We start from the raw sequence: 22405 nt of genomic DNA, 5'->3' as shown, positions 1-22405 counted from the left end.
ATTATGCCAAAAAGAAACATCATTTACCTGGTCAATCCCATTTCCGGCACGAGAGGCAAGCATTCGCTGCAGGAGATGATCCGGCAAAAGACCCAGGAGAAAGGAATCACCTACAGCATCTTACCCACCAATATCGAGGGTGATTATGCCTTCCTGCTGCCTTTTATCCAGCAGGCAGCCGTCACCGATATAATAGTCTGCGGGGGCGATGGTACGGTCAGCGCCGTCGCTGCCGCCCTGATGGGTGTCGATGTGCGGGTGGGCATCATCCCGATGGGATCGGGCAACGGGTTGGCCTTTGCCGCTGGCATTCCCAGGGATGCGGAGAAGGCGCTGGAGATCGTTTTTGCCGGGAAGGCCTCGCCGATCGATGGATTCCTGATCAACGGTCAGTTCTCGTGCATGCTTTGCGGTATCGGTTTCGACGCCAGGGTGGCGGAAGAATTTGCGGAGCAACCTACGCGGGGATTACAGACCTATATCCGGGTGACGATGAAGAATTTCTTCAGCGCCCGCCCCTATCCTTTCCGGCTGCAAATTCCCACGGGTAACGGGCATGAGCCGTCCTTCCGGGAAGAGGCCTTTTTTATCAGTATCGCGAACGGCAATCAGTTCGGTAATAATTTCACGATCGCTCCCCGGGCCAGTCTGCAGGACGGCCTGCTCGATATCGTCATTGCCAGGAAGACGAACCGGCTGCGTTTTCTGTTGTCGGTGGTCCGCCAGGTGCTTGGCGGCTACCGGATACAGTCCGAACCCGAAAAACGGGGGAAGGAGAAGATCCTTTATTTCCAGACGGCGGCGTTGGTGATCGAGAATCCCGGCGCGGCGCCTTTGCATATCGACGGAGATCCCAAGGCTTCGGCCAGTGAGTTTCATATCAGCGTGGTGCCGAAGGCGATCCGGCTGATAATGCCATGAAGGCACGAAAAGCCCGTTGATTGTCTGCGTTGTCCAGCGATCCCGTGATGTTGAGCTTTTCCTGTTTCGTAAGATGGAAATTCAATGCGGCGCCCGCATCTTCCGACCTCGGGACATATTGGAATACCAATTTCCGGAAGGGGAAGCCCATACCGTTCTGTGCGAGGCTAAGGAGATCGTCCTGGTTGTATTCCTGCATCTTGTACCAGTTGTCCTGTAACAGCAGTAAGGGTTTGGTGATGATCTCGGTGATATCGTCGGACTCATAGGGGTTCTCCCAGCCGCCGGCCTTGCGGTCGCGGATCTGCAGCAGCACTACTCCGCTGGTGTTTTCCTGCAGCCATTCGCGGAAAGCGTTGAGGAACCGGATGGCATTCATCTCCCCGAAATTGTCGCGGAAACCGGCGTCCATAACGTCGACGACAGGCCGCGTGGGCAGCCACACATTGGGCAGTACATAGGGGAACGTGGCGTTCATCCGGAGGGCGGTCAGCAGGCGGAGGTCCATCGGCCCCTGCCTTGCGAAGAGTGCGCCGAAATCGACGGCATCGGGATCCATAGCGGGAAGCTTGGTGCTGTCGAAGCGGGGCCGCATCAGGAAGCTTACCGGCTGTGTGGAGATCACCAGCGCACGGCTGTCGCGGGTGATGACGGGGTTGAACAGGAGGACCGGCATGCGGGCGGCCGCCTCATCGGGAGCCAGATCTTTCAACTGGCGGTTGAGGATGCCGTGCGTGTTCTCATTCAGCTTTTGTTCGAACGCAAAGCCCCGGTCCTTGACATATTCATGATCGCCCACGGTGAATTTCTGTGCGGGGGAGGCGAGGTCGCGGGCCACGAAGGAAGAGAAGAGGGTGTTTAGCAGGTCGCCCGAGATATCGTTGACATAGCGGTGGGCCTGCAGGTGAATGGAGGTGTCGCCCGAGTCGCGCCGCCGGGAGAGCTCGCGGAAGTAGGCGGCGCCGAGCATACCGCCGGAGGCGCCGGTGATGAGAAAGGTCTTGCGCATGAGCTGCCCGCCGCTGAGGCTGTCCAGGCGCTGGAGAATACTGAAGGTGAACGTCGCGCTGCGGCTGCCGCCGCCGCTGGTGTTGACGAGGAACAGGACCGGCTTTTGCGATGACTGACGGGCCTTCCAGCGATTCAGGATGCCGAGCATATTCTCCTCATCGCGGCGGACGTTCCGTTCGGAGCATAACTGGAGCAGGGTCTGCTGATCGTACAAGGGCCGGTCTTCCAATTCGGCATAGTTGAGCCCGTAGGCTTTGTTCGTTGGGTCGATGACGTTATACTTGTAGAGCAGGTTGAGGACAAAGAACAATACGACGAAAAAGGGGATGCTCCAGGACTGGAGGAAATAGGAAAAGGCGCCGGAGAGCGAGATGAGGATGGCAAAGAAGATGAGGATGCTTGCGGCGGCGGGCAGTTGAAAATACCTGCTATCCATGAAGAAGCCGATAAATATCAGCGAGATGAACGCGATGAAGATGCAAAGGACGGCGGAGATATGATGCCGGTTGAAGATGCTTTCGATAAAGGCCTTGCTATAGTGCGCCACGTCCCGGGTCTTTCGGATCGTCGTCAGGGAATTGAGATAATACCCGACGTGCATCAGCCGGCTTTCGTTGAGCTTTACTTCTTCTTTCGAGAACTGGGATTTGAACAGCTTGGGGTTGCTGATCACCGGCGTCATCCGCCGGATGATCGTCTTGTCGGCGCGGAAGAAATACAGCAGGGAGACCGTGATCAGAAAGCAGAACCCGGCAAGGAATCCCAGGGAAAGGAGGACGATGGAACGGATGGGCAGCAGCTCGCGGTTGAGGCTGAACTGGAGCGCCCGTATAAAATAAAAGATCAGGAAGATGATCGGAAGGATGGAGTTGTTGATGCAATATTTGAGGAACGGCTTTGTCGTCGTCGCCAGGAACCGGAAGTGGCGGCAGAAGATGATAAAGGTGGTGATGTTCCAGCTCATGATAAAGATACCCGTCGCGACCCCGACGATAGCCGTGCTGACGGGGCTGACGTCCCCCATGTATTCGGGCGAAAGAAAGAGGGCGGCCGCGCCATAGGAGTGCATGAATCCTCCGTTGAGGGTGCTGAAGAGGATGAGCCAGAAGATCAGCAGGACCTGGAACTTCTTTACATGCAATAGAAGCAGCTGGACCGGGAAGAACTGGTAAATGGTTTTAAGGATTCGCATCATACGGTTACAGAATGACCTGCTCTTACAGATACTACAAGATACAACATCCCGACCATGGTCACAAGGAATAAGAGACCTGTTGTCTGGTGAATGAGAGCCAGCCAGTCGAAGGCTACCCATTGACGGGCAATGATCCCGGGACTGGTGAGCAGGCTGCTGATGCCAAGCCCGATCTGGAGGGTGACGATGGCGAGGGGCAGCCGGCGCCAGCGGGTAAATGCCGCGGTAGCGTTCCTGATGCGGAACGCCAGGAAGGTCCAGACGAGGACCATTACAAAGAGGATATAGGCCAGTCCGCGGTGGATGAATTGAACGGTGATGGTATTGCCTACCAGGTCTTGTTTCAGCGGGCGCCGGCTAAACAGTCCATCGGGGATCCAGGACCCGTTGATCGTAGGCCAGGTCGGCGCTACGGCCGCGGCTTTATGCCCGGCCATCAGCGCGCCGTACAGGAGCTGAAAGAAAAGCAGGGCGAGGATCGCCCAGGTCCAGCCGCGAAGCGTGGCGCCGTTGTTGCCGGCCAGCCGTGCGCCGGGTGCAACGGAAAGATCGAGGGCAAACCAGAAAGCGTATACGATCAACCCCATTGCGAAGACGAAGTGCAGTGCCAGTTTAAGGGGTGCGACGTAGATGGCGTCTCCGGTAAGCCCGCTTGCCACCATGATCCAGCCGACGGCGCCCTGTAAGGCGCCGAGCAGGAAAAGGATGATCAGGGGTTTGATCATCGCCGGCTGCAGTTTCTTCTTCCATAAGAGCCCCGCAAAACCGACGAGGAAAACTACGCCAACCAAACGGGCCCACAGGCGGTGGAACCATTCCCAGAAAAAAATGAATTTAAAATCGGCCAGCGTGAAGTCGGAATTGATCAGGCGGAACTGCGGAGTCTGGCGATATTTGTCAAAGGTCTGCTGCCATTGGATGGAATTGAGAGGGGGGAGCGCGCCCGTGACGACATTCCATTCCGTTATGGACAGTCCCGAGCCGGAGAGACGGGTGATGCCGCCGAGAATGACCTGGATGAGCAGCATGATGACTCCGGCGTATACCCAGATGGCGACCGGGCGGATGAGAGCCTTTGATGTCTGGCCTACGGCCGGCGAACCTCCGGCCCGTTTATTCGAAGAGGATTCCATAGCGGGCGTAAAGTTCTCGATTTTTATCCAGATACTGTTATTACGATTGGGAAGGATCGTATTTTTGGCGAATGGAGAATCCGCTGAGAAGCCATTACCAGGACGAGCTGATCGAAGCCGGGTGCGATGAGGCCGGGCGCGGTTGCTATGCCGGACCGGTATTCGCATCGGCGGTGATCCTGCCGGCGGGATTCTTTCATCCCCTGCTAAACGATTCCAAGCAGGTAACCCCCGAGAACCGGGATGAGTTGCGGATCTTTATCGAGGCGAATGCGATCGCCTGGGCTGTAGCGAGGGTTGATCATGACGAGATCGATAAGATGAATATCCTGAAGGCTTCATTCAAGGCGATGCACCTGGCCCTCGACCAGTTGAAGCCGAAGCCGCGGTTGTTGCTGATCGACGGGAACCGGTTCACCAGGTACAAGCGCGTTCCGCACCGGTGTATCGTCAAGGGGGATTCCCTCTTTGCTTCCATCGCGGCGGCCAGCATTCTTGCCAAGACCTGGCGGGACGAATATATGCAAGGGCTTCATGCCGAGTTCCCACACTATGGCTGGAATACGAATAAGGGATATGGGACGAAGGAGCACCGGGACGCCATCGAGCGGTTCGGGCTTTGCAAATACCACCGGAAAAGTTTTAATATCTCTCCGAACGGGGATATGCAGGAAGAGCTCGCTTTTATGGATTAGCGGATCGCCTGCTCCTGCGGCTTCAGGATTCTGTCCCGACCCATTCTCCAAGACCTTTACGGATGAGAACCGGCTCGTCGCCGGTACAATCGACCACCGTCGAGGGAACCATTCCGCCGATGCCGCCATCGATAATGATATCCACCTGGTTCTCGAATTTTTCCCGAATCATATCCGGGTCGGTATATTCTTCTACCCAAAGCGACGCAGTCGCGGCCGAAGGGCCATCATCAGAGCCTTTGCGGCCATGGGCTATTTTTTCTTCGTTGCCCTGGCTTGCAAAGGCGCCGGGGAGGGAGGAGCTGAGGATCGGGTGTCCCAATTCGTGGATGAGGGAGCGGGCAATAATATTGTCGGGGATCCTAAGTCCGATGGTGTCTTTGCGGCTTTTCAGTATCTTCGGGACTTGTTTGCTCGCAGGAAGGATAAAAGTATAGGGCCCCGGCAGGTAGGTTTTTAGCAAGCGGTACAGGGGTGTCGAGATGCTCTTTGTATAATTGCTGAGATCGCTGAGGTCGTAACAGATGAAGGACAGTTGCGCTTTGGCAGGGTCTACCTGTTTGATCCGGCAAATGCGCTCCACGGCCTTATGTTGAAAGATATCGCACCCCAAGCCATAGATCGTATCCGTAGGATAGATGATCACACCACCGTCCAGCAGGCATTCGACGACCATCTTAATGTTCCTGATCTGGGGATTCTCAGGGTGCAAATGCAATAACATAGGGTAAGTTAGGAATTCTTTAACATAGAATTATTTTTAAATTTGCGCACAAGAGCCGCTGGAAGCGGCTTGACCGAAGGTCAGATTTTAGCCCTTTGCGCGAATAGGGCTAATTTTTGCAAAAGCATTATTCGCGCAAATAAACCAGATGTCCCGAATGCAATTACAGGCGGTAAATACCGTGGACAGCATTAGCGCCGAAGATTTTAAAAGTCAGTACTACGCTCCGATGAAGCCGTTGGTGATCCGTGGGCTGTCCAGGCAGTGGCCTGCTTTCGAAAAGTGGAACTGGGATTATTTCAAATCCATCGTGGGTGAGGTTAAGGTGGGGGTTTACAACAACGTCAAGAGTGATGCTTATACGCCGATCAATACCGCCGATGGATACATGAAGTTTGGGGAGTATATCGATATGGTCCGGCAGGGTCCGGCGGAATGGCGCATCTTTCTCTTCAATATCTTCGAACATGCGCCGGAGCTCATCAGGGATTTCGAATGGCCCGAGCAGCTGATGAAGGGGTTTGTGAAGCGTTTTCCCATGTTGTTCGTGGGCGGCAAGGGTTCCGTTACCCATATGCATTTCGACATCGACCTGTCGCATATTGTCCATACGCAGTTCGTCGGCCGCAAGCGGGTGCTTCTGTTCCCTTTCGAGGAGCAGCACAAGTTGTATCGCAAGCCCTGGGAGGTGCTGAGTTTTGTCAATTTCGAGAAATATTTCGACGAGGACGAGAACAAGCTGGATCTGGAGAAATATCCCGCGGTCCGGCTGGCGAAGGGGTATGAGGTGATCCTGGAGCATGGGGATACCCTGTTCATGCCTGCCGGCTACTGGCATCATATGGAATACCTGGACAGCGGGTTTGCTATGAGCTTACGGGCGCTGCAGTCGTCCTTTTCGGGCAAACTGAGGGGGATCTGGTACCTGATGGGCATGCGGAACATCGATACCCTGATGAAGAAAACGGCCCCCGAATGGTGGTTTAACCGGAAGCGGGAAAAGACGTTCCGGTACGCCGATCGGGAACTGGCTTTCACGGACGTTTGATGTCTTTGAACGGGGTCCCCCCGTGTCGGTGAAACCCTTGTTCAGTAAGGGATTAGGCTGCTTCATCATTGCGGAAAGGCACCGCCCCTGCAGGGGGTGGACAAAAATTAAAAAAAAATATTGCTTTTTAACGAAACTGTCTTTATTTTTACCGCGCTTACTTACTCTGAATCACTCGCCGTCCAATTTCCATCCGAAGATTCCAATCCATCGATATCCGGGTTTCAATGCCTCCTTATGAAGCGATCGCTTCATAGTTTTGAGATACCTAACATCCCCTGTCCTGACGAGAATCTCTCTTCGTTACCCTCTTTGAAGCAACTTCACCCGGTAAGTGCAGTCCCGGCTGTCTACCGACACTAATCGACCCGATTACTTTGATCACTTTATTGTTTTGCGTCTTGTCCTTTTGGGGCGGGATGGAAAATGTAACCGATACTAACAGCAAGGTATAGAGTATGTCTGTCTAACGACAGTTCGTGCGATAATAGAATAACAGGACAATGAAAAATATTTCGAACTTTTTCTTTTTGTGGTTTCAGAGGTAAGCACAGGCCGGCGATTTCTATCGCTGGCTCTTTTTTTTATACCTTTTTGACCACATCTTTCCCTAAAAGAAAAGACATTTCACTGTGAAAAAACCAAAGTAAAGTCAAAAAAGAGGCTGGCGCAAGACCCGTTTAAAAATCGCGCCGCCTCTTTTTTATTTATATCTTAATGGGAATTCTTCCGATGGCTTGACCCGCCTATACGATCGTCCACGTCTCCCGGCCCCGCAGCAGCTTATCCAGATCACCCTTCCCCTTCGTCTTCACTACCTCTTCTATCTGCAGGTTCAGCATATCTTCATAACACGACCGCTCCGTCTCATAGAACACCCCAAAAGGCCTGGGTAAATGTCCTTCCACCCGTACATCATCGAACATCCGGGTCAGGATCTGCGCTTTATAAAAATCCCGCTCATCATGTATCCACAGATCATCCTTGCTGGCTCCATCCCCCAACGTGACGACGACAGGCTTTAACCCATCCAGGCGAATACCCTTATCCTGCTGGGCGCCGAATACCAGCGGCTTGCCCTGTTCCAGGAACAAGGTCTCGACAGGCTTGGACCCCTTTTCCGTAAAGATCTCGAAAGCGCCGTCATTGAATATATTACAGTTCTGATAGATCTCCAGGAAGCTGGCCCCCTTGTGCTGATGGCTCCGCAACAGCATCTGCTGAAGATGCTTGGGGTCCCTGTCCATGCTCCGGGCTAAAAAGCCGGCATCCGCCCCCATGGCAAGGGCCAGGGGATTGAATGGATGATCAATGCTCCCGAAAGGCGTGGACTTCGTTACCTTATTCTCTTCCGATGTGGGCGAATACTGCCCCTTCGTCAACCCATAGATCTGGTTGTTGAACAAAAGGATATTCATGTCGAAATTCCTCCGGAGGAGATGTATGGTATGATTGCCGCCGATGCTAAGGCTGTCCCCATCACCCGTAACGATCCAGACGCTCAGCTCCGGACGGGTGGCTTTCAGTCCCGACGCAATGGCCGTGGCGCGCCCATGGATGCTGTGCATGCCATAGGTGTTCATATAATAAGGGAACCGGCTGCTACAGCCGATCCCCGATATGATAACGATATTTTCCTTTGGTATACCCAGCGAAGGCATCACCTTCTGCACCTGGGCTAATATGGAGTAGTCTCCGCACCCCGGACACCAGCGTACTTCCTGGTCCGTAGCAAAATCCTTTGCCGTGAGGGCGGGTGGATTGATGGTTGTCTCGCTCATAGTATTATTAGTAATACTACAAAACTACTAATTAAATACATCCTAGTGCAATCTTACATCTATCCCCAGCTGAAGCACCCTGTTGGAATAGGTATAATTGTCGTCGCGGGTTACATCCGACAGTCCGAGACCATACCGCATGTAAAAGCCCAGCTGGTCGGTGACCCGGATACCTGCGCCCAGGTTGAGGGTAGCGTCAGCCTTCTTGATCCCGTCGCTGATATCCGCATTGTAGCCATGTGGACCTTTATCCCGCGCAGCTACCAGGATACCCAGCTGGGGACCGAATTCAAGATAGAACCTGCGAATGGGGTAGTATTGGAACATCAGCGGGATATTTACATAATTCAGCGCCCAGGTATAATGAGCGCTGCCATCCCAGTACTTATCGCCCTGTCCGCTATAAAGGATCTCCGGCTGAAAAGCCCAGCCCCTGGCGATCTTCGTATGTAAAAAGAAGCCGATCTGCCCGCTGATCCGGTTGTCGTCAGTGGCGTTCGAAAGATTCGTTACATTGAGTCCCCCTTTAAATCCGGGGATAATAGTTTGTGCTTGTGTGGCAGCGAAGGTCATACATAATAAGGCTAATACGCATGCGTGCTTGGTTACTTTCATGACTATCTCTTTTTAGGGTTTCGAAAAACAACTTTTTTGATTAATGTAGAGAATTTACCCCTCAGGGACAAAGGATATGCCATACTAGCCCTGCAAGGGTCAATTTGTTGATTATCAACGATAAAAAATGTCGTTTTATTGTGTTCCCGACCCATGGCACGCTATTGGACCACATACAGGTATATAAAAATCATCAACTATGACAAAGCAACTATTACTGGCTATAGCTATTGCCGGAAGCCTTATGGGCCTCACCGGCTGCGCGGTGGACGGATATGTTGAAACCCAACCCGCTGACGTAGTATACACCCGCCCCGTGGCCCCTGGTCCCGACTATATCTGGATAGAAGGAGATTGGATATATAGTGGAGGAAGATATAACTGGCATCCCGGATACTGGCGCCGCGGCCGTCCCGGCCGCGCATGGGTGGGCGGCTCCTGGTCACACACCCCCCATGGCTATCACTGGAACAGAGGTCACTGGCGCAGGTAATACCATACATCTCAATCTTTTAGCCCGGTAAGGACAGTTCATACTCCTTCCGGGCTTCTTTTTAAGTAGTTCCCTCTACAGCTTATTAATTGATCACTGTATTCGCCCTCTTTTTCGCATTTTCCCGCACATCTTTACGTTTTGCAGCCGTTATTTTATGGTAATTTAATTGCTATTTAATATCTTCAAAAATCCAATAGACGTTAAGGCTATGCATAGTGAGATCTCCCTGCACCACTTCGTGGATGAGTTGACCCTTGGGCTATTGCCCCTGGCTGTCAGTCGCAAAACTATAATCATCAATCAGATAGATAAAAATTTGCGCGTTGGTTCCGATGAGAATATGCTCGCGTATGTCCTGTGGAACCTCCTGGACAGAGCCGTCAGCAGCACCCGGAACGAATGCATCCACATCGAATCCGTAACGGAGGGCGATACCACCCATATCCGCGTGAGGAATGCCGGTGTTTATTTCTATCGCACCATCTGCCACGGATTCCGCCAGGTGCAGCACGCCGCCGAAAAGCTGGGCGGTACCATCAGCATCGATTATAATACGGATACTACGACAACCATCGCACTTACGTTAAAAGCTGCCTGACCGGCCAAAAATTGAATTGACAAGGTTAACACATTCATTTGCAATTATTAGTCTCCTGATGTATTGCTTACAAGGGCACTAATACTGATCTGGAGTAAAGCATTTTGGTTTAAAAAAACATCGATTTTAATACTTTAAATACTAAGATTAGATAAATAATAAACCAAATTGCCACCCCCGTTTAAACATAGCCCCAATTTTTATCCATCTGCCAATAAAAAAGGGCGCCCTTTTGAGGCGCCCTGTTCCGAGTAGGAATACTAACTTTTAATATCTGCTATTGCTATAGTTATTGTTCCTGCGTTGGAAAGATCCACCGGGCTTGTTACCCCTGTCTTCCCTGGGCTTTGCTACGGATACACCGATAGTCCTTCCGTCAACAGATGCACCGTCCAGTTCCTGGATGGCTTTCTGAGCAGCTGCGTCATCAGGCATTTCCACAAATGCAAACCCACGGGATTTGCCGGTGAATTTGTCCATGATAACCTTGGCGGAAGATACTTCGCCGTACTCTGCAAAATAATCCTGTAAGTCCTCGTCAGTGACGTTGAAACTTAAGTTCGAAACGTAAATGTTCATAAATTAACTAACTGGTTAAAAAAATAAATAATGCGAATCTGAGAAAATATAGCAGAGAGTAAAGAAAACTAACGATACCGGAGATGGTTTAGCGGAAGCGATCATTCAATTACTAATGCTGTAAGCTCAAATTAACTGCACAAAGATACGCTATTTACATCAAACCGCCAACGATTTAACATTCTTTGTCTTCCGGTATGTCGCTGAAAAAATAATAAAGGCCAGTGACGCCAAAACCATCCCCGCCACACAAACTCCCGTCCAGCCTGCCCGCTCCCAAACATACAGTCCGATAAAAGACCCCAGCGACGTCCCGACGAAACTAACGGTCATGTATACAGTATTAAGCCGGTTGCGCGCCCCGAGTATCAACGCATACACCCGGCTTTGGTTCGACACATGGACACATTGCATCGCCAGGTCCAGCAGGATAATGCCTGCAATGATCCCGACCACGCTGCCCCGGAATATATACAACAGAATAAAGGAAAAGAACAATAATCCCAGCCCATACCCGATGGCGATACGCGGATTACGCTTGTCCGCCGAACCACCCACCAGCGGCGCCGCCAACGCCCCCGCCGCGGCAGCCAGCCCAAACAGGCCGATCAGATCACTCTTGAAATGGAATGGCGTCCCCGATAAATGCAGCACCATCGTCGTCCAGAACATGCCAAACGTGGCAAAACCCAATGCATTGATGGATGCCGCCTCCCGCAACACCGGCTGCTCCCGCACCAGCGTCCCCAGGCTCCGCATCAGACTCCCGTAAGACCCCGTAAAAGCAGGCACGCTGACAGGGAACGCCCGCCGCATGACCACCAGCATGATAAAGCTAAGACCCGCCGCTACCCAGAACATCCCTCTCCAACCCAGCCAGGCGCCCACCAGCCCGCTCAATGTACGGGACAACAGGATCCCGATCAGCAGCCCGCTCATGATCGATCCAATGACCTTGCCCGTCCGCGCCGGCGAAGCCAGATGCGCCGCCATCGGTAATATCAGCTGCGGGATCACACTGGTAGCGCCTATCAGCAGACAGGCGACCTCCAGACTCCACAAGCTGGGAGCCACCGCCGCAAACGACAACGACAGCACCGCACACCCCGTCATCCACAATATCTGTCCCTTCCGCTCCAGTTTGTCGCCCAATGGCACAAAGAACAAAAGCCCCAGCGCATACCCCGCCTGGGTAAAAAAAGCAACCCTTCCCGCCTCGCTTTCCGCGACCCCAAAACTTTTACTGATCAGTACGATCAGCGGCTGACAATAATAAATGTTGGCCACGATCAACCCCGTGCACACCGCCATAAGCGCGATAAGTCCTTTCGATAGCTTGTCTCCTGATGATTCCATAATGTTGGCAAAGGTAGTTTTGCCAGATAACAAACCCCAACTGCAAAAGTTCTTGGCCGCCTGGCCGGATCCTAATATCCAATTGTCAAAATATTGTCATAAATTCGAGCATAAACCAACTACAAAGTCCAAAAAATCACCTCCTTATGTTCCACGGTAAAAAACTAATGGTTGCATCCGCACTGATAGCCCTGATGATAATTGGCATGGCCGCCACCCGCCCCGCAGATGAGAAGCCCCACCATAAAAATCTCAAGGTTCTCCCCAAAGACATCAGCCATGAGGACCTGGACAAGGTCATGGACAATTGGAAAGCCGCACTGGGCGTAAAATGTAACTTCTGTCACGCCCCTTCCGCCGACAGCACCTCCCATCACCTGGACTTTGCCAGCGATGCCAAGCCGGAAAAGGACATCGCCCGTCATATGTTCAAAATGACAGGCAAGATCAACAAAAAATACTTCAACTTCAATAAGGATGACAAAGGCAATATGGTCCCCACCGTCACCTGCATGACCTGCCACCGTGGCAACCCGCATCCGGAAGAAAAATAACGATAAGATCATCATCATAGGAAGGGGCGCCCGCGGGCGCCCCTTCCGCTAAATATAAATTGCCTAAATTTACGGCCTCTTAATGCGGACCGCAAGTCCACAAACTCGTTCTAAACATGGCAAACACTTCATTTAAATTCGGAATGATCGGCCTTGGCGTTATGGGTCGCAACCTATTACTTAATCTCGCCGACCATGGCTTCGCCGTCGTTGGCTTCGACAAAGACGCACAAAAGACCAGCACCCTGGAGTCCGCTGCCACACCCGGCACTACGGTCAAAGGCGTCAATACACTGGCTGAAATGATACAGGCGCTGGAAAAACCACGCAAGCTGATGATGCTCGTCCCCGCCGGTAAACCCGTCGACGACGTCATTCACGATCTGATACCCCTCATCGACAAAGGCGATATCGTCATCGACGGCGGTAACTCCCATTGGACAGACACCCTGCGCCGCGTACAGCTGGCCCAAAAAACAGGCTTTCATTTTATGGGAATAGGCATTTCCGGCGGTGAGCAGGGCGCACGCACAGGCCCCAGCATCATGCCCGGCGGAGATCCCGAAGCCTATCGCCATGTCCAGCCCCTGCTGGAAGCCGTAGCCGCCAAGGTCAACGGCTCTCCCTGCGTCGCCCATTTAGGCAAAGGCGCGGCAGGACACTATGTAAAAATGGTGCACAATGGCATCGAATACGCCATCATGCAGCTCATCAGCGAAACATACGATCTTCTTCACCGTGGCCTCGGTCTCGATAACGACGAGCTGCATAAGATATACAAGAGCTGGAACGAAGGCGAACTTCAATCCTTCCTGGTAGAGATCACCCGCGACATCTTCCTCAAACAGGATGATAAGACCGGCAATCGTCTCGTAGACATGATCCTCGACAAGGCCGGCGCCAAAGGCACCGGCAAATGGACATCACAGGACGCCATGGACCTGGGAATTCCCATCCCCGTCATCGACATGGCCGTCGCCATGCGCGAGATCTCCGCCTATAAGGACGAAAGGACAAAAGCCGCCACGATGTACAAAACATCTACCGTAGATATCCCCGTACCCAAGGAAGTATTTATCCAGCAGGTGCACGACGCCCTTTATTTCGCTACCATCATCAGCTACGCCCAGGGCCTGGCCATGCTTCATAAGGCATCCGGCGACCTGGATATGCAGATCCCCCTGCCCGAGGTCGTACGGGTATGGCGCGGCGGCTGTATCATCCGCAGCTCCCTCCTGGAAACATTCTACAAATCCTTTACAAAACACCCCGAGCTCCCGAATATCCTGCTGGATGGCGACATCTGCCAGCTCCTCTCCGCCAAGCGACAGAACATGCGCAACGTGATCATCCATGCCATCCACATGGGCTATCCCGTAGCAGGCCTGATGGCCGCCCTCAGCTACTTCGACGCCTATCGCAGCGAAAGGCTGCCGACCAATCTCATCCAGGCGCAGAGAGACTATTTTGGAGCCCATACTTACCAACGCATCGACGAACCCGGCACCTTCCATACGGAATGGAATAAATAAATGAATCAACAGACAGTATATGCAAAACCATAAAAGACCACCTGCCTCCATCATCTTTATCTTCGGAGGTAGTGGCGACCTCAATTTCAGAAAACTTTCTCCTGCTTTATATAACCTGGCCATCGACGGCTGGATGCCCGAAAAATTCGCCATCATCGGCATCGGCCGCAGCCCATACAACGACGAAGACTACCGCAAACGCCTCCTGGACGGCATCCAGCAATTCAGCCGCCGTAAGGGAGAACAGAACGGCCATTGGTCCGAATTCTCCCAGCACGTGTCCTATCTCCAGATGGACGCGGAAAAGGACGGTGACTACCAGAAGATCGCCGACATGGTAAAGAAAAAGGAAGAAGAGTTCGGCGAACATCCCAACGTCATCTTCTACTTGTCGGTAGCGCCTCAGCTGATGCCCGACATCGCCAAAAAGCTGGGCGATCTCAACCTCTGCTCCGACACGCGCCAGACACGCATCGTCATCGAAAAACCCTTTGGCCATGACCTCAAGAGCGCCCACGAGCTCAACGAGCTCCTCATGAGCAAGTTCAAGGAAGAGCAGATCTACCGCATCGACCACTATCTTGGCAAAGAATCTGTCCAGAACATCCTTTCGCTAAGATTTGCCAACGCCCTGTTCGAACCCATCTGGAACAGGAACTATATCGAATACGTACAGATCACGGCTTCCGAGACAGTCGGCGTAGAAGGTCGCGGCGGCTACTACGAACAGTCCGGCGCCCTCCGGGACATGGTGCAGAACCATATCCTTCAATTGATGTGCATGGTCGCCATGGAAGCGCCCGTGTCCTTCGAAGCCAACGAGATCCGTAATAAAAAAGTGGATGTCCTCAACGCCATCCGCAAGATCAATAAGGAAGACGTCAACGCCATTGCCGTGAGAGGTCAATATGGCGACGGATGGATGAAAGGACAAAAAGTACCCGGCTACAAACAGGAGAAAAGCGTCAACCCCGCTTCCTCCGTCGAGACCTTCGCCGCCGTTAAATTCTACATCGACAACTGGCGCTGGCAGGGCGTTCCCTTCTACGTCCGCACGGGTAAAAGAATGAACCAGAAGACCACCAATATCACCATCCAGTTCAAGACGGCCCCCAGCTACGCCTTCCCCCCGGAGGCGGCGGATACATGGAGAGCCAACAGACTGACCATCAGCATACAGCCCGAGATGGAAGTGCGCCTGCGCTTCCAGGCCAAACGCCCCGGTCAGTCCATGAACCTGGACCCCGTGGACATGATCTTCAGCTCCGACAGTACCCACGAGCCCGAAGCATACGAAACCCTTCTCCTTGACGTCATGGAAGGTAATCCCACCCTCTTTATGCGCGCCGACCAGGTAGAAGCCGCATGGAAGATCGTGATGCCCATCCTCGAGACATGGGAAAGCCGCCCGCCCGTGGACTTCCCCAACTATACCCCCGACGGATGGGGACCCGAGGACGCGGAAGCGCTCATCGCAAGGGATGGACATAACTGGATCAATATTCCGCAGCCCAGTCAGGACGGCGGTCACAAATAACCAGCACGTGGAACTACATATATTCAAGGACTCCGAAGCATTGAGCAGCGCCGTCGCGGAGTGGATCGCCGATATCATCGGGGATACCCTTAAAAAACAGGACCGTTTTACCATCGCCCTCTCCGGAGGCAGCACCCCCGAACGCCTGCACCGGTTGCTGGCGGCAGCGCCCTATAAAGAACGCATCGACTGGTCCAGGCTGCATATATTCTGGGGCGACGAACGCGCCGTTCCCTTCGAGGACAGCCGCAACAACGCAAAGATGGCGTACGATACCCTGTTGAACTTTGTCCCCGTACCCGCCGCTCAGATCCACGTCATGCGCACCGACATCCCGCCCGACCAGTCGGCCGCCGAATATGCAAAGATCCTCCACGAATACTTCGGCGCCACAGGCCCCAGCTTCGACCTCATACTGCTCGGCATGGGCGACGACGGACATACGCTCTCCCTCTTCCCCGGGACAACCGTGGTCCACGAAGAAATAGCCTGGGTGATCGCTTTCTTCCTAAAGGCCCAGGACATGTATCGCATCACGCTGACCCGTCCCATCGTCAACAGGGCCGCCCGTATCGCATTCCTGACGACAGGTCCAAAAAAGGCGCATGCGCTGAAGGAAGTGTTGAAAGGCCCCTATAACCCCGACATGTATCCGTCCCAGACGATCATGCCACAGGCCGGTGAGCTTCACTGGTTCGTGGACGAAGCAGCGGCGGCGGGACTGAAATGATAGCGTACGATTGTGCACGAGGAATCCCGCCAGATAATTGATGCCATCGGTTGCTTACATTCCATATTAACTCTGTATGAAGAGCGTTTGCAGCGCGGCTTTCAACGATGCACGCGGATCGTTCACCATGCCTTTACTTTTCCATAGTATAAAACCGTCAGGCCTTACCAACACGGCCCCGTCTGGTTTTATCCCCAACTTTTTATACGCCGCCCCCGCCTCATGTACCATAATATTCCCCACCGGCAACGCCGCCTCCTTCCAACGCTGCTCGCTGGTCAACAATACAAACCCTTTTCCTACCAGGTCCAGTGTAGAAATATCCCCACTCATCCGGAGGTGTGGCAGCCGCACCCCTCTGCCAGATCGCCCGCCGTTCCCATACCGATACACCGGCAGACCCGCCAGGTCTCCGATCCCCTTCCACGCAGCCCGCCGTCCCAGCGCGCGTAGTCCCAGCAGGTTCAACAGCTTTACAATAAGCACCCAACCGATCATCTTCATCACCATAACAGGGTTTCTCTTCAGCAACCCATATCGATCCGCCCACCTCCCCGAACGCAACGCATTACGCAACCCCACCGGCTGCCGCTCACGACTATATGTTTCCAACAATAAAGGATCAGCCTGTCCTCTCGATACAGCCGCCAGCTTCCAGGCCAGGTTATGCACATCCTGCACGCCCGTATTCGCGCCCTTCCCTCCATAAGGTGTCATGACATGGGCAGCGTCTCCTGCCAGGAACACCCTCCCATGCTGCATATTCTCCACCACTTTCACCGTCGGCTGCCACGGCAAAATGCTGAGGATGCGCACGTCCACACCCCGTATCCCGATCACTTCCTGCAACACCTCCTTTATCTCCTCCTCCGAACACCCCTCCCCATTATATAAATGAAACACCCACCGGTCATCATTGTTGATGGCTGTCAGCATCCCTCGCAGATGCGGCTTCCTGATCAGCAGTATGCTGAACTCCTTCCCCCGCACATATTCCCCCAACGGCGCTTCGAAATAGATATTCAGCAGGGAAGAAATAGCGCCCCGTCCCACCGTCCCGGCCTGCAAGGCGCTACGCACAGGGCTCTTGGCCCCGTCACATGCCAGCATATACGACGCTCGCACCGCTTCTTCCACACCACTCTCCCTGTCGCGTAGCACAGCCGATACACCTGTCGCGTCCTGTGTAAAGGATACCAGCTCCGTGTAGAACCGAATATCCGCTCCTCTTTCCCGGGCGGCCGCAAGCAGCACCGGCTCGGAGAGGTCCTGTGTACAACGCGCTCCCGTCGTCGGGCTTAGCTCGGAAAGACCGTTCCGGCCAAATAATTTCTCCGGACCGCCGCCATCTTTCGCCGGTTTTCTTTTTTGTAATGCCGACGCCAGGCTGTCGTCATTCAATATACCCCAGGCCGGAGCCAGCGCCTTACCTGCCTCCCGGATAGCTTCGCCCAGCCCCAGCTCCCTGAAAAGCTCCATGCTGCGTACATCGAACCCTCTGGCCCGGGGATGGATGGAAGTGCCTTTATGCCTTTCTACCAAAAGCGGTTTTATGCCTTGCTGCAAAAGAAAAAGCGCCGCCGATAATCCGACCACGCCGCCGCCTACGATCAGTACTTCGTGTTTCTCCATGCGCCCAAAGGTCGTACCGCTCATTCACGCGCTTTTGCACAAAACGGATTTTTTTGTACCTTATCGGGATGGCCGATAATACCTTTCCAACCTTCGAAGAATTCAGCAGCCTGCCCGATTCGGAAGAACCCTATGTGTTTTCCATAACCCTGCCGGAGATAAAAGGACATCTCCGTATGCAAAAACAGGGCGCTATCACCCTCTCGGACGGAGGACTGGAGCTGTCCGGCAAGATGGCCGATCTCAGCGGTCTGCGGCATTACAACGATATGCCCCTGGTGGAAATGAACTTTACCCTGGAAGGAAAGATCATCCAACGGCAAGGTCATATAAAAGAGGAGCTGCTGTTTACAAAAGGCTATCACAACATCATGTACAACCAGGGGGAGTGGGAACATAACCGATTCATGGGCGGAGGCATTCACAATACCTTCACCGTGAACATCCACATCGACAGATTTGCGCAATTGTTTGCGGGACATTCCAAAGAAATGGACCTGCTGACGGACAATGTGCGAACACAACGGCCTTTTCTTACCCACCGCCCCGGCCGGTCCTTTACACCCGCCATGCAATCCGTCATCCGGCTATTATGGAACAACCCTTTCCGTGGCGGACTGAAAGGTCTTTATATGGAGGCAAAGACCATGGAGCTGCTGCTACTGCAATGGGAGTCATTCCACGCGTCCGCTCCCTATGCAAAAAACCCGTGGCGAAAAGAGGATATCGACAAGCTGCACGCTGCAAAAGAGATCTTGCAACAACGTATACAGGACCCGCCCACCCTGACTGCATTGGCGCGTTGTTGCGGTCTGAATGAGTTCAAATTGAAGAAAGGCTTTAGGGAAGTATTTGGCGTCACTGTCTTTGGATATTTCAATACCCTCCGGTTGGAACAGGCGCACCTGCTGTTACGCACCACCAGCTCATCGATCTCGGAAATCGCCTTTCAGACAGGCTGGGCCCATCCGCAGCATTTCCACCGCGCTTTTAAAAAACAATATGGTATCACCCCCGGTGCGTCGCGATAATGCTTATTGAGATCAACAGGAGGAACAAGATCAGCTGCATCGGATAGAACCTGTTCATGCTGACCCTGATATCCATCGTATATCGGGCAAAATCCGCCACATGGGCAGAAACGGTATCCCTGAGCTGGTTTCCCTGCCGGTTGCCTACCAACATTCCGTTCAATACCAATACAACGGTCAGCGCCATCTTTATCCGGAACCAGGACTGACCCCAAAACAAACCTTTTTCCTGCATTGACAGCAAAAGACCCGTTAAGATGATCATTACAGCGCCGGCCCGGACAAACGCACCATACTTCGCCATCAACGGGATCAGACCCAGCCCCCGGGCATCTCCGGCGTCAGCCAGCTTCCAGAATGTTTTATAGGTCAGATAATCTATCATGGTAGTGCCCGCCATAACGACGATCCCCATAACATGCAAAGCCAGTACAGCTCGAAAGAAAAAGTTCATATTTATTTCTATTTAGTAGCAATACATACAAAATAACTACGATTTCGTTATAAAAACAAGGATTAATAGCTAATTTTACACGGATGACGCTAGGCTCACATATCAGGGAGATAAGATTGAATGCGAATTGTTCGCTTGAACAGTTTGCACGGACAAACCATATATCCGTACCGGAACTGCTTAACATGGAACAGGGACGTATGCTGCCGACCAAATGGCTGCTGCTTCAAATGGCCACCCTGTTCTCGCTGGATGAGCATTCGCTGTTTGCCGCACATCATATCGAACTGATCAAAAAGGGTAAAGGGCAGGGCAGGCCCGTTTCACCACAGCTGGAGCTTCTTACTATCCGCAACTTCCCTGTCGCGGAGCCGTTGAGCAGTTTTGTGGAAAGTATCATCTATTACAACAACCCGCACCAATCCTATATAGCTGAAATTGTCATGCCGGATGGAATGCCGATGCTGGTTATCGATCTGCACAGATCTTCCGCGCTGCTGATTGGCCAGCGTGACACACCGATGTCCCTATCATTGGATAAGGATATCCGCAAGATCATTATCCGATTCCATCCCGATGGTCTGTACCGGCTCAGCGGTATCGCGCAATCCGATCTTTTGAATGAGATATTGGATGCGGAACATATTTTTGGCAAGCCGATACGCACGCTGTGCCGGGAGATGACAGGCCAGGCCGATCCCGATAAGCTCCGGCGCTGCATTGTAAAAGGCTTAACCTTTCTGCTGCCGGACAACGATAAAGACATGCTCTCAGGCGAGGTCATACGATATATGCTCCGCCATATTGCGGAACCCATTGCCGCCCTGACACGTCAAACAGGCTATTCTCAAAAACACCTGGCCCATCTTTTCCGGGTTCATGTAGGCCTTACGCCAAAAGTATTTCAACAGGTGATAAAGTTCAAGACTGCTATCAACGACCTTTCACTCCTGCCTACCCAACAGCTTTCCGGTTACAACTGGAGCGGGAACTATTTCGACCAGGCGCACTTTACACGCCAGTTCACCCGTTTCTCTGGCTTTACGCCTGTAGATTATCTCAGGACGGGAAATACCTGCCCCCGCATGGTCCTGATCAGGAGGTAAATTTTATACAAAGAACCCCGGTCGCCGTTAAATAGTTTTACACTAAACATTTAATGATGAAGGAACAAAAAAGGTTCTTCCTATCCACGATGTATATCATGGGTATGACGACGTTGCATCACTTCTATGGAGCAGTTATATACCCACAGATATTCAGAGCGTACGTCGCGCTGGGAGCCATCGCTATTGGGTTTCTTGAATACATGCTCTACAGGCTTCACCTTAAAAAGAAAGAAAAATTATCCGGCGTACTGTTCCAGCTTATCGCCTGTATCGTTCCCGTATTGATGATAGGGTTTTATGAAGGAGGATATAACCATGTCCTGAAAAATATCCTATTCTTCTCAGGGGCCGATAGGAACGTTTTGACCAAACTGTTTCCCCCGCCGGAATATGAAATGCCCGATAATTTTCTTTTTGAGTGTACAGGAATCCTGCAGTTTGTGCTGGCTGTGATGGCCCTGATCTTTTTTATACGCTGGAAGAGGTCCGCTAGAACAGCCGGCTGATCAGCTCATTGGTCAGCTTCCTGTCCCCCTGTGTCCATATCTCGTTGGGAGGAGGGAATTCATTGATGCTATAGCCGCCATGCGCCTCGAAATCGAAGATGGCCTGGCAGTACCCATCCAGCACCAGCGCGCATTTCATCCAATCCCTGGACCACACGATCAGGAGCTTGGAGGTCTCGCCCCCGGGTTCCTCATAAATGTGCAACGCATCCAATATCTTCATCCCACCGCCACTCTCATCCATTTCCATCGCATAGAAATAGGCTGTTTCCCCATCATCCTCGAAGACCACCGCATTACGATTCTCCGGGGAGACGCTCTCGATAAAAGTATCCTCCCCACGGACAATATCCTTTTCCTGCATTAAGTATCCTTTCATAGATTGCCTTTATAGCCTTATCATTTTTTGCCGGTCGCCCCTCCCATTTGCTGCAACCATTCGACTATGCCGGCATAGATCTTCCTCGCCACCGCCTTATGGAACCTGGGGTTCAGGATCTTCTTCTCATCCTCCGGATTGCTGAGAAAAGCCACTTCCACCAGGGCATTGGGATAATCCGTAGGACCGCTAAGGGAAAAGTTGAAATTCCCTACGTTCCCATACTCTTTCAAGCCCAGCGTCAGCATCTGGTTCAACAGCGCCACGCTCAGCGGTCGAAATCCAATGTAACGGTAATAGGTGCTCGTACCCTGCGTCGTATCATTACCCGCGGAATTGAGATGGATGCTTACCAGGAAATGAGGGTTGAACTGCTTCAATAGCTCCATCCTTTCCGGCATGGAGAGGGTAGTATCTTTGGTCCGGGTCATAAAAACGCTCTTCACACCCATTTTCTTCAGCTGCTTTTCCACCTCCTTTGCGATCAGCAAGGTATAATCCTTTTCCAGCACATGACTCGTAACGCCGTCCGCACCGATGTTGTCGCCTCCATGTCCCGCGTCGATGGCGATACGCAGCTTTTTGATATCCAACACAGGAGGCTGTCGTTTGACCCTTACCATCAGGTGTCTTCCCGTGCTGTCGTATGCCAGGCTATAGCCCCAATGCTGGGGATGCTTCAGTTCTATATAGACGCGAAATACATCATCCTCCACCTGCTCATACCAGACATTCTTTATCTCCCTGGTGGTCCGCAGCTGCGTGATCCAGTTCGTATTGCTGTTCACG

23 protein-coding genes are annotated in these 22405 nt (G+C 52.7%); 12 read left to right on the top strand and 11 right to left on the bottom strand.

The window, feature by feature from the left end; genetic code table 11:
• The first annotated feature begins 3 nt into the window (after positions 1-3).
• Complete coding sequence (locus VHE34_RS26300; protein WP_325593568.1) at positions 4-921, top strand: diacylglycerol/lipid kinase family protein; 918 nt, start codon at positions 4-6, stop codon at positions 919-921.
• Here VHE34_RS26300 and VHE34_RS26295 read toward each other — a convergent pair.
• Both VHE34_RS26295 and VHE34_RS26290 read right to left on the bottom strand, forming a co-directional pair.
• Positions 881-3127, bottom strand: coding sequence for a patatin-like phospholipase family protein (locus VHE34_RS26295; RefSeq protein WP_325593566.1), 2247 nt, complete (start codon positions 3125-3127; stop codon positions 881-883). The genes VHE34_RS26300 and VHE34_RS26295 overlap by 41 nt on opposite strands.
• Entirely contained in the window at positions 3124-4260 is a 1137-nt protein-coding gene (locus tag VHE34_RS26290) for a COX15/CtaA family protein (protein WP_325593564.1), read from the bottom strand. Before VHE34_RS26290 ends, VHE34_RS26295 begins: the two co-directional genes overlap by 4 nt.
• 71 nt (positions 4261-4331) lie before the next feature.
• Between VHE34_RS26290 and VHE34_RS26285 the strand changes: the two genes are divergently transcribed.
• A complete protein-coding gene (locus VHE34_RS26285; RefSeq protein WP_325593562.1) occupies positions 4332-4955 on the top strand; it encodes a ribonuclease HII in 624 nt (207 codons plus the stop codon).
• A 22-nt stretch (positions 4956-4977) separates the two neighbouring features.
• Here VHE34_RS26285 and VHE34_RS26280 read toward each other — a convergent pair whose 3' ends face one another.
• Positions 4978-5679 carry an L-threonylcarbamoyladenylate synthase gene (locus VHE34_RS26280; RefSeq protein ID WP_325593560.1) on the bottom strand — a complete coding sequence of 234 codons (702 nt, stop codon included), beginning with the start codon at positions 5677-5679 and terminating at the stop codon, positions 4978-4980.
• Between the two features lie 148 nt (positions 5680-5827).
• On the opposite strand from VHE34_RS26280, the gene VHE34_RS26275 reads away from it, so the two are divergent.
• Positions 5828-6727 (top strand): cupin-like domain-containing protein, encoded by a 900-nt coding sequence (locus VHE34_RS26275; protein ID WP_325593558.1) that lies wholly within the window; start codon positions 5828-5830, stop codon positions 6725-6727.
• A 746-nt stretch (positions 6728-7473) separates the two neighbouring features.
• Here VHE34_RS26275 and VHE34_RS26270 read toward each other — a convergent pair.
• Both VHE34_RS26270 and VHE34_RS26265 read right to left on the bottom strand, forming a co-directional pair.
• Positions 7474-8508: a 2-oxoacid:ferredoxin oxidoreductase subunit beta gene (locus VHE34_RS26270; protein WP_325593556.1), complete on the bottom strand. Its 1035-nt coding sequence runs from the start codon at positions 8506-8508 to the stop codon at positions 7474-7476.
• Positions 8509-8550: 42 nt separating this feature from the next.
• The gene (locus tag VHE34_RS26265; RefSeq protein WP_325593554.1) at positions 8551-9123 is read right to left on the bottom strand and encodes a porin family protein; all 573 of its coding nucleotides are present in this window, start codon (positions 9121-9123) and stop codon (positions 8551-8553) included.
• A 199-nt stretch (positions 9124-9322) separates the two neighbouring features.
• On the opposite strand from VHE34_RS26265, the gene VHE34_RS26260 reads away from it, so the two are divergent.
• Entirely contained in the window at positions 9323-9616 is a 294-nt protein-coding gene (locus tag VHE34_RS26260; protein WP_325593552.1) for a hypothetical protein, read from the top strand.
• Positions 9617-9935: 319 nt separating this feature from the next.
• A complete protein-coding gene (locus VHE34_RS26255; protein ID WP_325593550.1) occupies positions 9936-10217 on the top strand; it encodes a hypothetical protein in 282 nt (93 codons plus the stop codon).
• Between the two features lie 267 nt (positions 10218-10484).
• Here the strand turns inward: VHE34_RS26255 and VHE34_RS26250 are convergent, their stop codons facing one another.
• Together VHE34_RS26250 and VHE34_RS26245 are read right to left on the bottom strand one after the other, a co-directional pair.
• On the bottom strand, positions 10485-10796 hold the full coding sequence (locus VHE34_RS26250; RefSeq protein WP_325593548.1) for an RNA recognition motif domain-containing protein: 312 nt from the start codon (positions 10794-10796) through the stop codon (positions 10485-10487).
• A 159-nt stretch (positions 10797-10955) separates the two neighbouring features.
• Positions 10956-12152 carry an MFS transporter gene (locus VHE34_RS26245; RefSeq protein ID WP_325593545.1) on the bottom strand — a complete coding sequence of 399 codons (1197 nt, stop codon included), beginning with the start codon at positions 12150-12152 and terminating at the stop codon, positions 10956-10958.
• Between the two features lie 146 nt (positions 12153-12298).
• Between VHE34_RS26245 and VHE34_RS26240 the strand changes: the two genes are divergently transcribed.
• The 4 genes from VHE34_RS26240 to pgl all read left to right on the top strand — a co-directional run bounded on the left by VHE34_RS26240 (position 12299) and on the right by pgl (position 16505).
• Complete coding sequence (locus tag VHE34_RS26240; RefSeq protein WP_325593543.1) at positions 12299-12706, top strand: c-type cytochrome; 408 nt, start codon at positions 12299-12301, stop codon at positions 12704-12706.
• A 116-nt stretch (positions 12707-12822) separates the two neighbouring features.
• Positions 12823-14238, top strand: coding sequence for an NADP-dependent phosphogluconate dehydrogenase (gene gndA / locus VHE34_RS26235; protein WP_325593541.1), 1416 nt, complete (start codon positions 12823-12825; stop codon positions 14236-14238).
• Positions 14239-14257: 19 nt separating this feature from the next.
• The gene (gene zwf / locus VHE34_RS26230) at positions 14258-15775 is read left to right on the top strand and encodes a glucose-6-phosphate dehydrogenase (RefSeq protein WP_325593539.1); all 1518 of its coding nucleotides are present in this window, start codon (positions 14258-14260) and stop codon (positions 15773-15775) included.
• 7 nt (positions 15776-15782) lie between these two features.
• Positions 15783-16505, top strand: coding sequence for a 6-phosphogluconolactonase (gene pgl, locus VHE34_RS26225; protein ID WP_325593537.1), 723 nt, complete (start codon positions 15783-15785; stop codon positions 16503-16505).
• Between the two features lie 66 nt (positions 16506-16571).
• Here pgl and VHE34_RS26220 read toward each other — a convergent pair whose 3' ends face one another.
• The gene (locus VHE34_RS26220) at positions 16572-18161 is read right to left on the bottom strand and encodes an FAD-dependent oxidoreductase (RefSeq protein ID WP_325593533.1); all 1590 of its coding nucleotides are present in this window, start codon (positions 18159-18161) and stop codon (positions 16572-16574) included.
• 44 nt (positions 18162-18205) lie between these two features.
• On the opposite strand from VHE34_RS26220, the gene VHE34_RS26215 reads away from it, so the two are divergent.
• Positions 18206-19168 carry an AraC family transcriptional regulator gene (locus VHE34_RS26215; RefSeq protein ID WP_325593531.1) on the top strand — a complete coding sequence of 321 codons (963 nt, stop codon included), beginning with the start codon at positions 18206-18208 and terminating at the stop codon, positions 19166-19168.
• Here VHE34_RS26215 and VHE34_RS26210 read toward each other — a convergent pair.
• On the bottom strand, positions 19146-19622 hold the full coding sequence (locus VHE34_RS26210; protein ID WP_325593529.1) for a hypothetical protein: 477 nt from the start codon (positions 19620-19622) through the stop codon (positions 19146-19148). The genes VHE34_RS26215 and VHE34_RS26210 overlap by 23 nt on opposite strands.
• A gap of 185 nt (positions 19623-19807) precedes the next feature.
• On the opposite strand from VHE34_RS26210, the gene VHE34_RS26205 reads away from it, so the two are divergent.
• Both VHE34_RS26205 and VHE34_RS26200 read left to right on the top strand, forming a co-directional pair.
• Entirely contained in the window at positions 19808-20728 is a 921-nt protein-coding gene (locus VHE34_RS26205) for an AraC family transcriptional regulator (RefSeq protein WP_325593527.1), read from the top strand.
• Between the two features lie 53 nt (positions 20729-20781).
• Entirely contained in the window at positions 20782-21237 is a 456-nt protein-coding gene (locus VHE34_RS26200; RefSeq protein ID WP_325593525.1) for a hypothetical protein, read from the top strand.
• Here VHE34_RS26200 and VHE34_RS26195 read toward each other — a convergent pair.
• Positions 21221-21616, bottom strand: a complete 396-nt coding sequence (locus VHE34_RS26195; protein WP_325593523.1) for a DUF2251 domain-containing protein — start codon at positions 21614-21616, stop codon at positions 21221-21223. The genes VHE34_RS26200 and VHE34_RS26195 overlap by 17 nt on opposite strands.
• Before the next feature lie 20 nt (positions 21617-21636).
• On the bottom strand, positions 21637-22405 hold a 769-nt coding region (locus VHE34_RS26190; RefSeq protein WP_325593521.1), incomplete at its 5' end, for an N-acetylmuramoyl-L-alanine amidase.

This window comes from Puia sp. (assembly GCF_035546395.1).
Lineage (GTDB): Bacteria > Bacteroidota > Bacteroidia > Chitinophagales > Chitinophagaceae > Puia.
This window is presented reverse-complemented; position numbering and strand designations above follow the sequence as displayed.

Coding starts and splice junctions, on each gene's coding strand:
- VHE34_RS26300 (WP_325593568.1), top strand. CDS start 4: ATGCCAAAAAGAAACATCATTTACCTGGTCAATCCCATTTCCGGCACG.
- VHE34_RS26295 (WP_325593566.1), bottom strand. CDS start 3,127: ATGATGCGAATCCTTAAAACCATTTACCAGTTCTTCCCGGTCCAGCTG.
- VHE34_RS26290 (WP_325593564.1), bottom strand. CDS start 4,260: ATGGAATCCTCTTCGAATAAACGGGCCGGAGGTTCGCCGGCCGTAGGC.
- VHE34_RS26285 (WP_325593562.1), top strand. CDS start 4,332: ATGGAGAATCCGCTGAGAAGCCATTACCAGGACGAGCTGATCGAAGCC.
- VHE34_RS26280 (WP_325593560.1), bottom strand. CDS start 5,679: ATGTTATTGCATTTGCACCCTGAGAATCCCCAGATCAGGAACATTAAG.
- VHE34_RS26275 (WP_325593558.1), top strand. CDS start 5,828: ATGTCCCGAATGCAATTACAGGCGGTAAATACCGTGGACAGCATTAGC.
- VHE34_RS26270 (WP_325593556.1), bottom strand. CDS start 8,508: ATGAGCGAGACAACCATCAATCCACCCGCCCTCACGGCAAAGGATTTT.
- VHE34_RS26265 (WP_325593554.1), bottom strand. CDS start 9,123: ATGAAAGTAACCAAGCACGCATGCGTATTAGCCTTATTATGTATGACC.
- VHE34_RS26260 (WP_325593552.1), top strand. CDS start 9,323: ATGACAAAGCAACTATTACTGGCTATAGCTATTGCCGGAAGCCTTATG.
- VHE34_RS26250 (WP_325593548.1), bottom strand. CDS start 10,796: ATGAACATTTACGTTTCGAACTTAAGTTTCAACGTCACTGACGAGGAC.
- VHE34_RS26245 (WP_325593545.1), bottom strand. CDS start 12,152: ATGGAATCATCAGGAGACAAGCTATCGAAAGGACTTATCGCGCTTATG.
- VHE34_RS26240 (WP_325593543.1), top strand. CDS start 12,299: ATGTTCCACGGTAAAAAACTAATGGTTGCATCCGCACTGATAGCCCTG.
- gndA (WP_325593541.1), top strand. CDS start 12,823: ATGGCAAACACTTCATTTAAATTCGGAATGATCGGCCTTGGCGTTATG.
- zwf (WP_325593539.1), top strand. CDS start 14,258: ATGCAAAACCATAAAAGACCACCTGCCTCCATCATCTTTATCTTCGGA.
- VHE34_RS26220 (WP_325593533.1), bottom strand. CDS start 18,161: ATGAGCGGTACGACCTTTGGGCGCATGGAGAAACACGAAGTACTGATC.
- VHE34_RS26215 (WP_325593531.1), top strand. CDS start 18,206: ATGGCCGATAATACCTTTCCAACCTTCGAAGAATTCAGCAGCCTGCCC.
- VHE34_RS26210 (WP_325593529.1), bottom strand. CDS start 19,622: ATGAACTTTTTCTTTCGAGCTGTACTGGCTTTGCATGTTATGGGGATC.
- VHE34_RS26205 (WP_325593527.1), top strand. CDS start 19,808: ATGGAACAGGGACGTATGCTGCCGACCAAATGGCTGCTGCTTCAAATG.
- VHE34_RS26200 (WP_325593525.1), top strand. CDS start 20,782: ATGATGAAGGAACAAAAAAGGTTCTTCCTATCCACGATGTATATCATG.
- VHE34_RS26195 (WP_325593523.1), bottom strand. CDS start 21,616: ATGAAAGGATACTTAATGCAGGAAAAGGATATTGTCCGTGGGGAGGAT.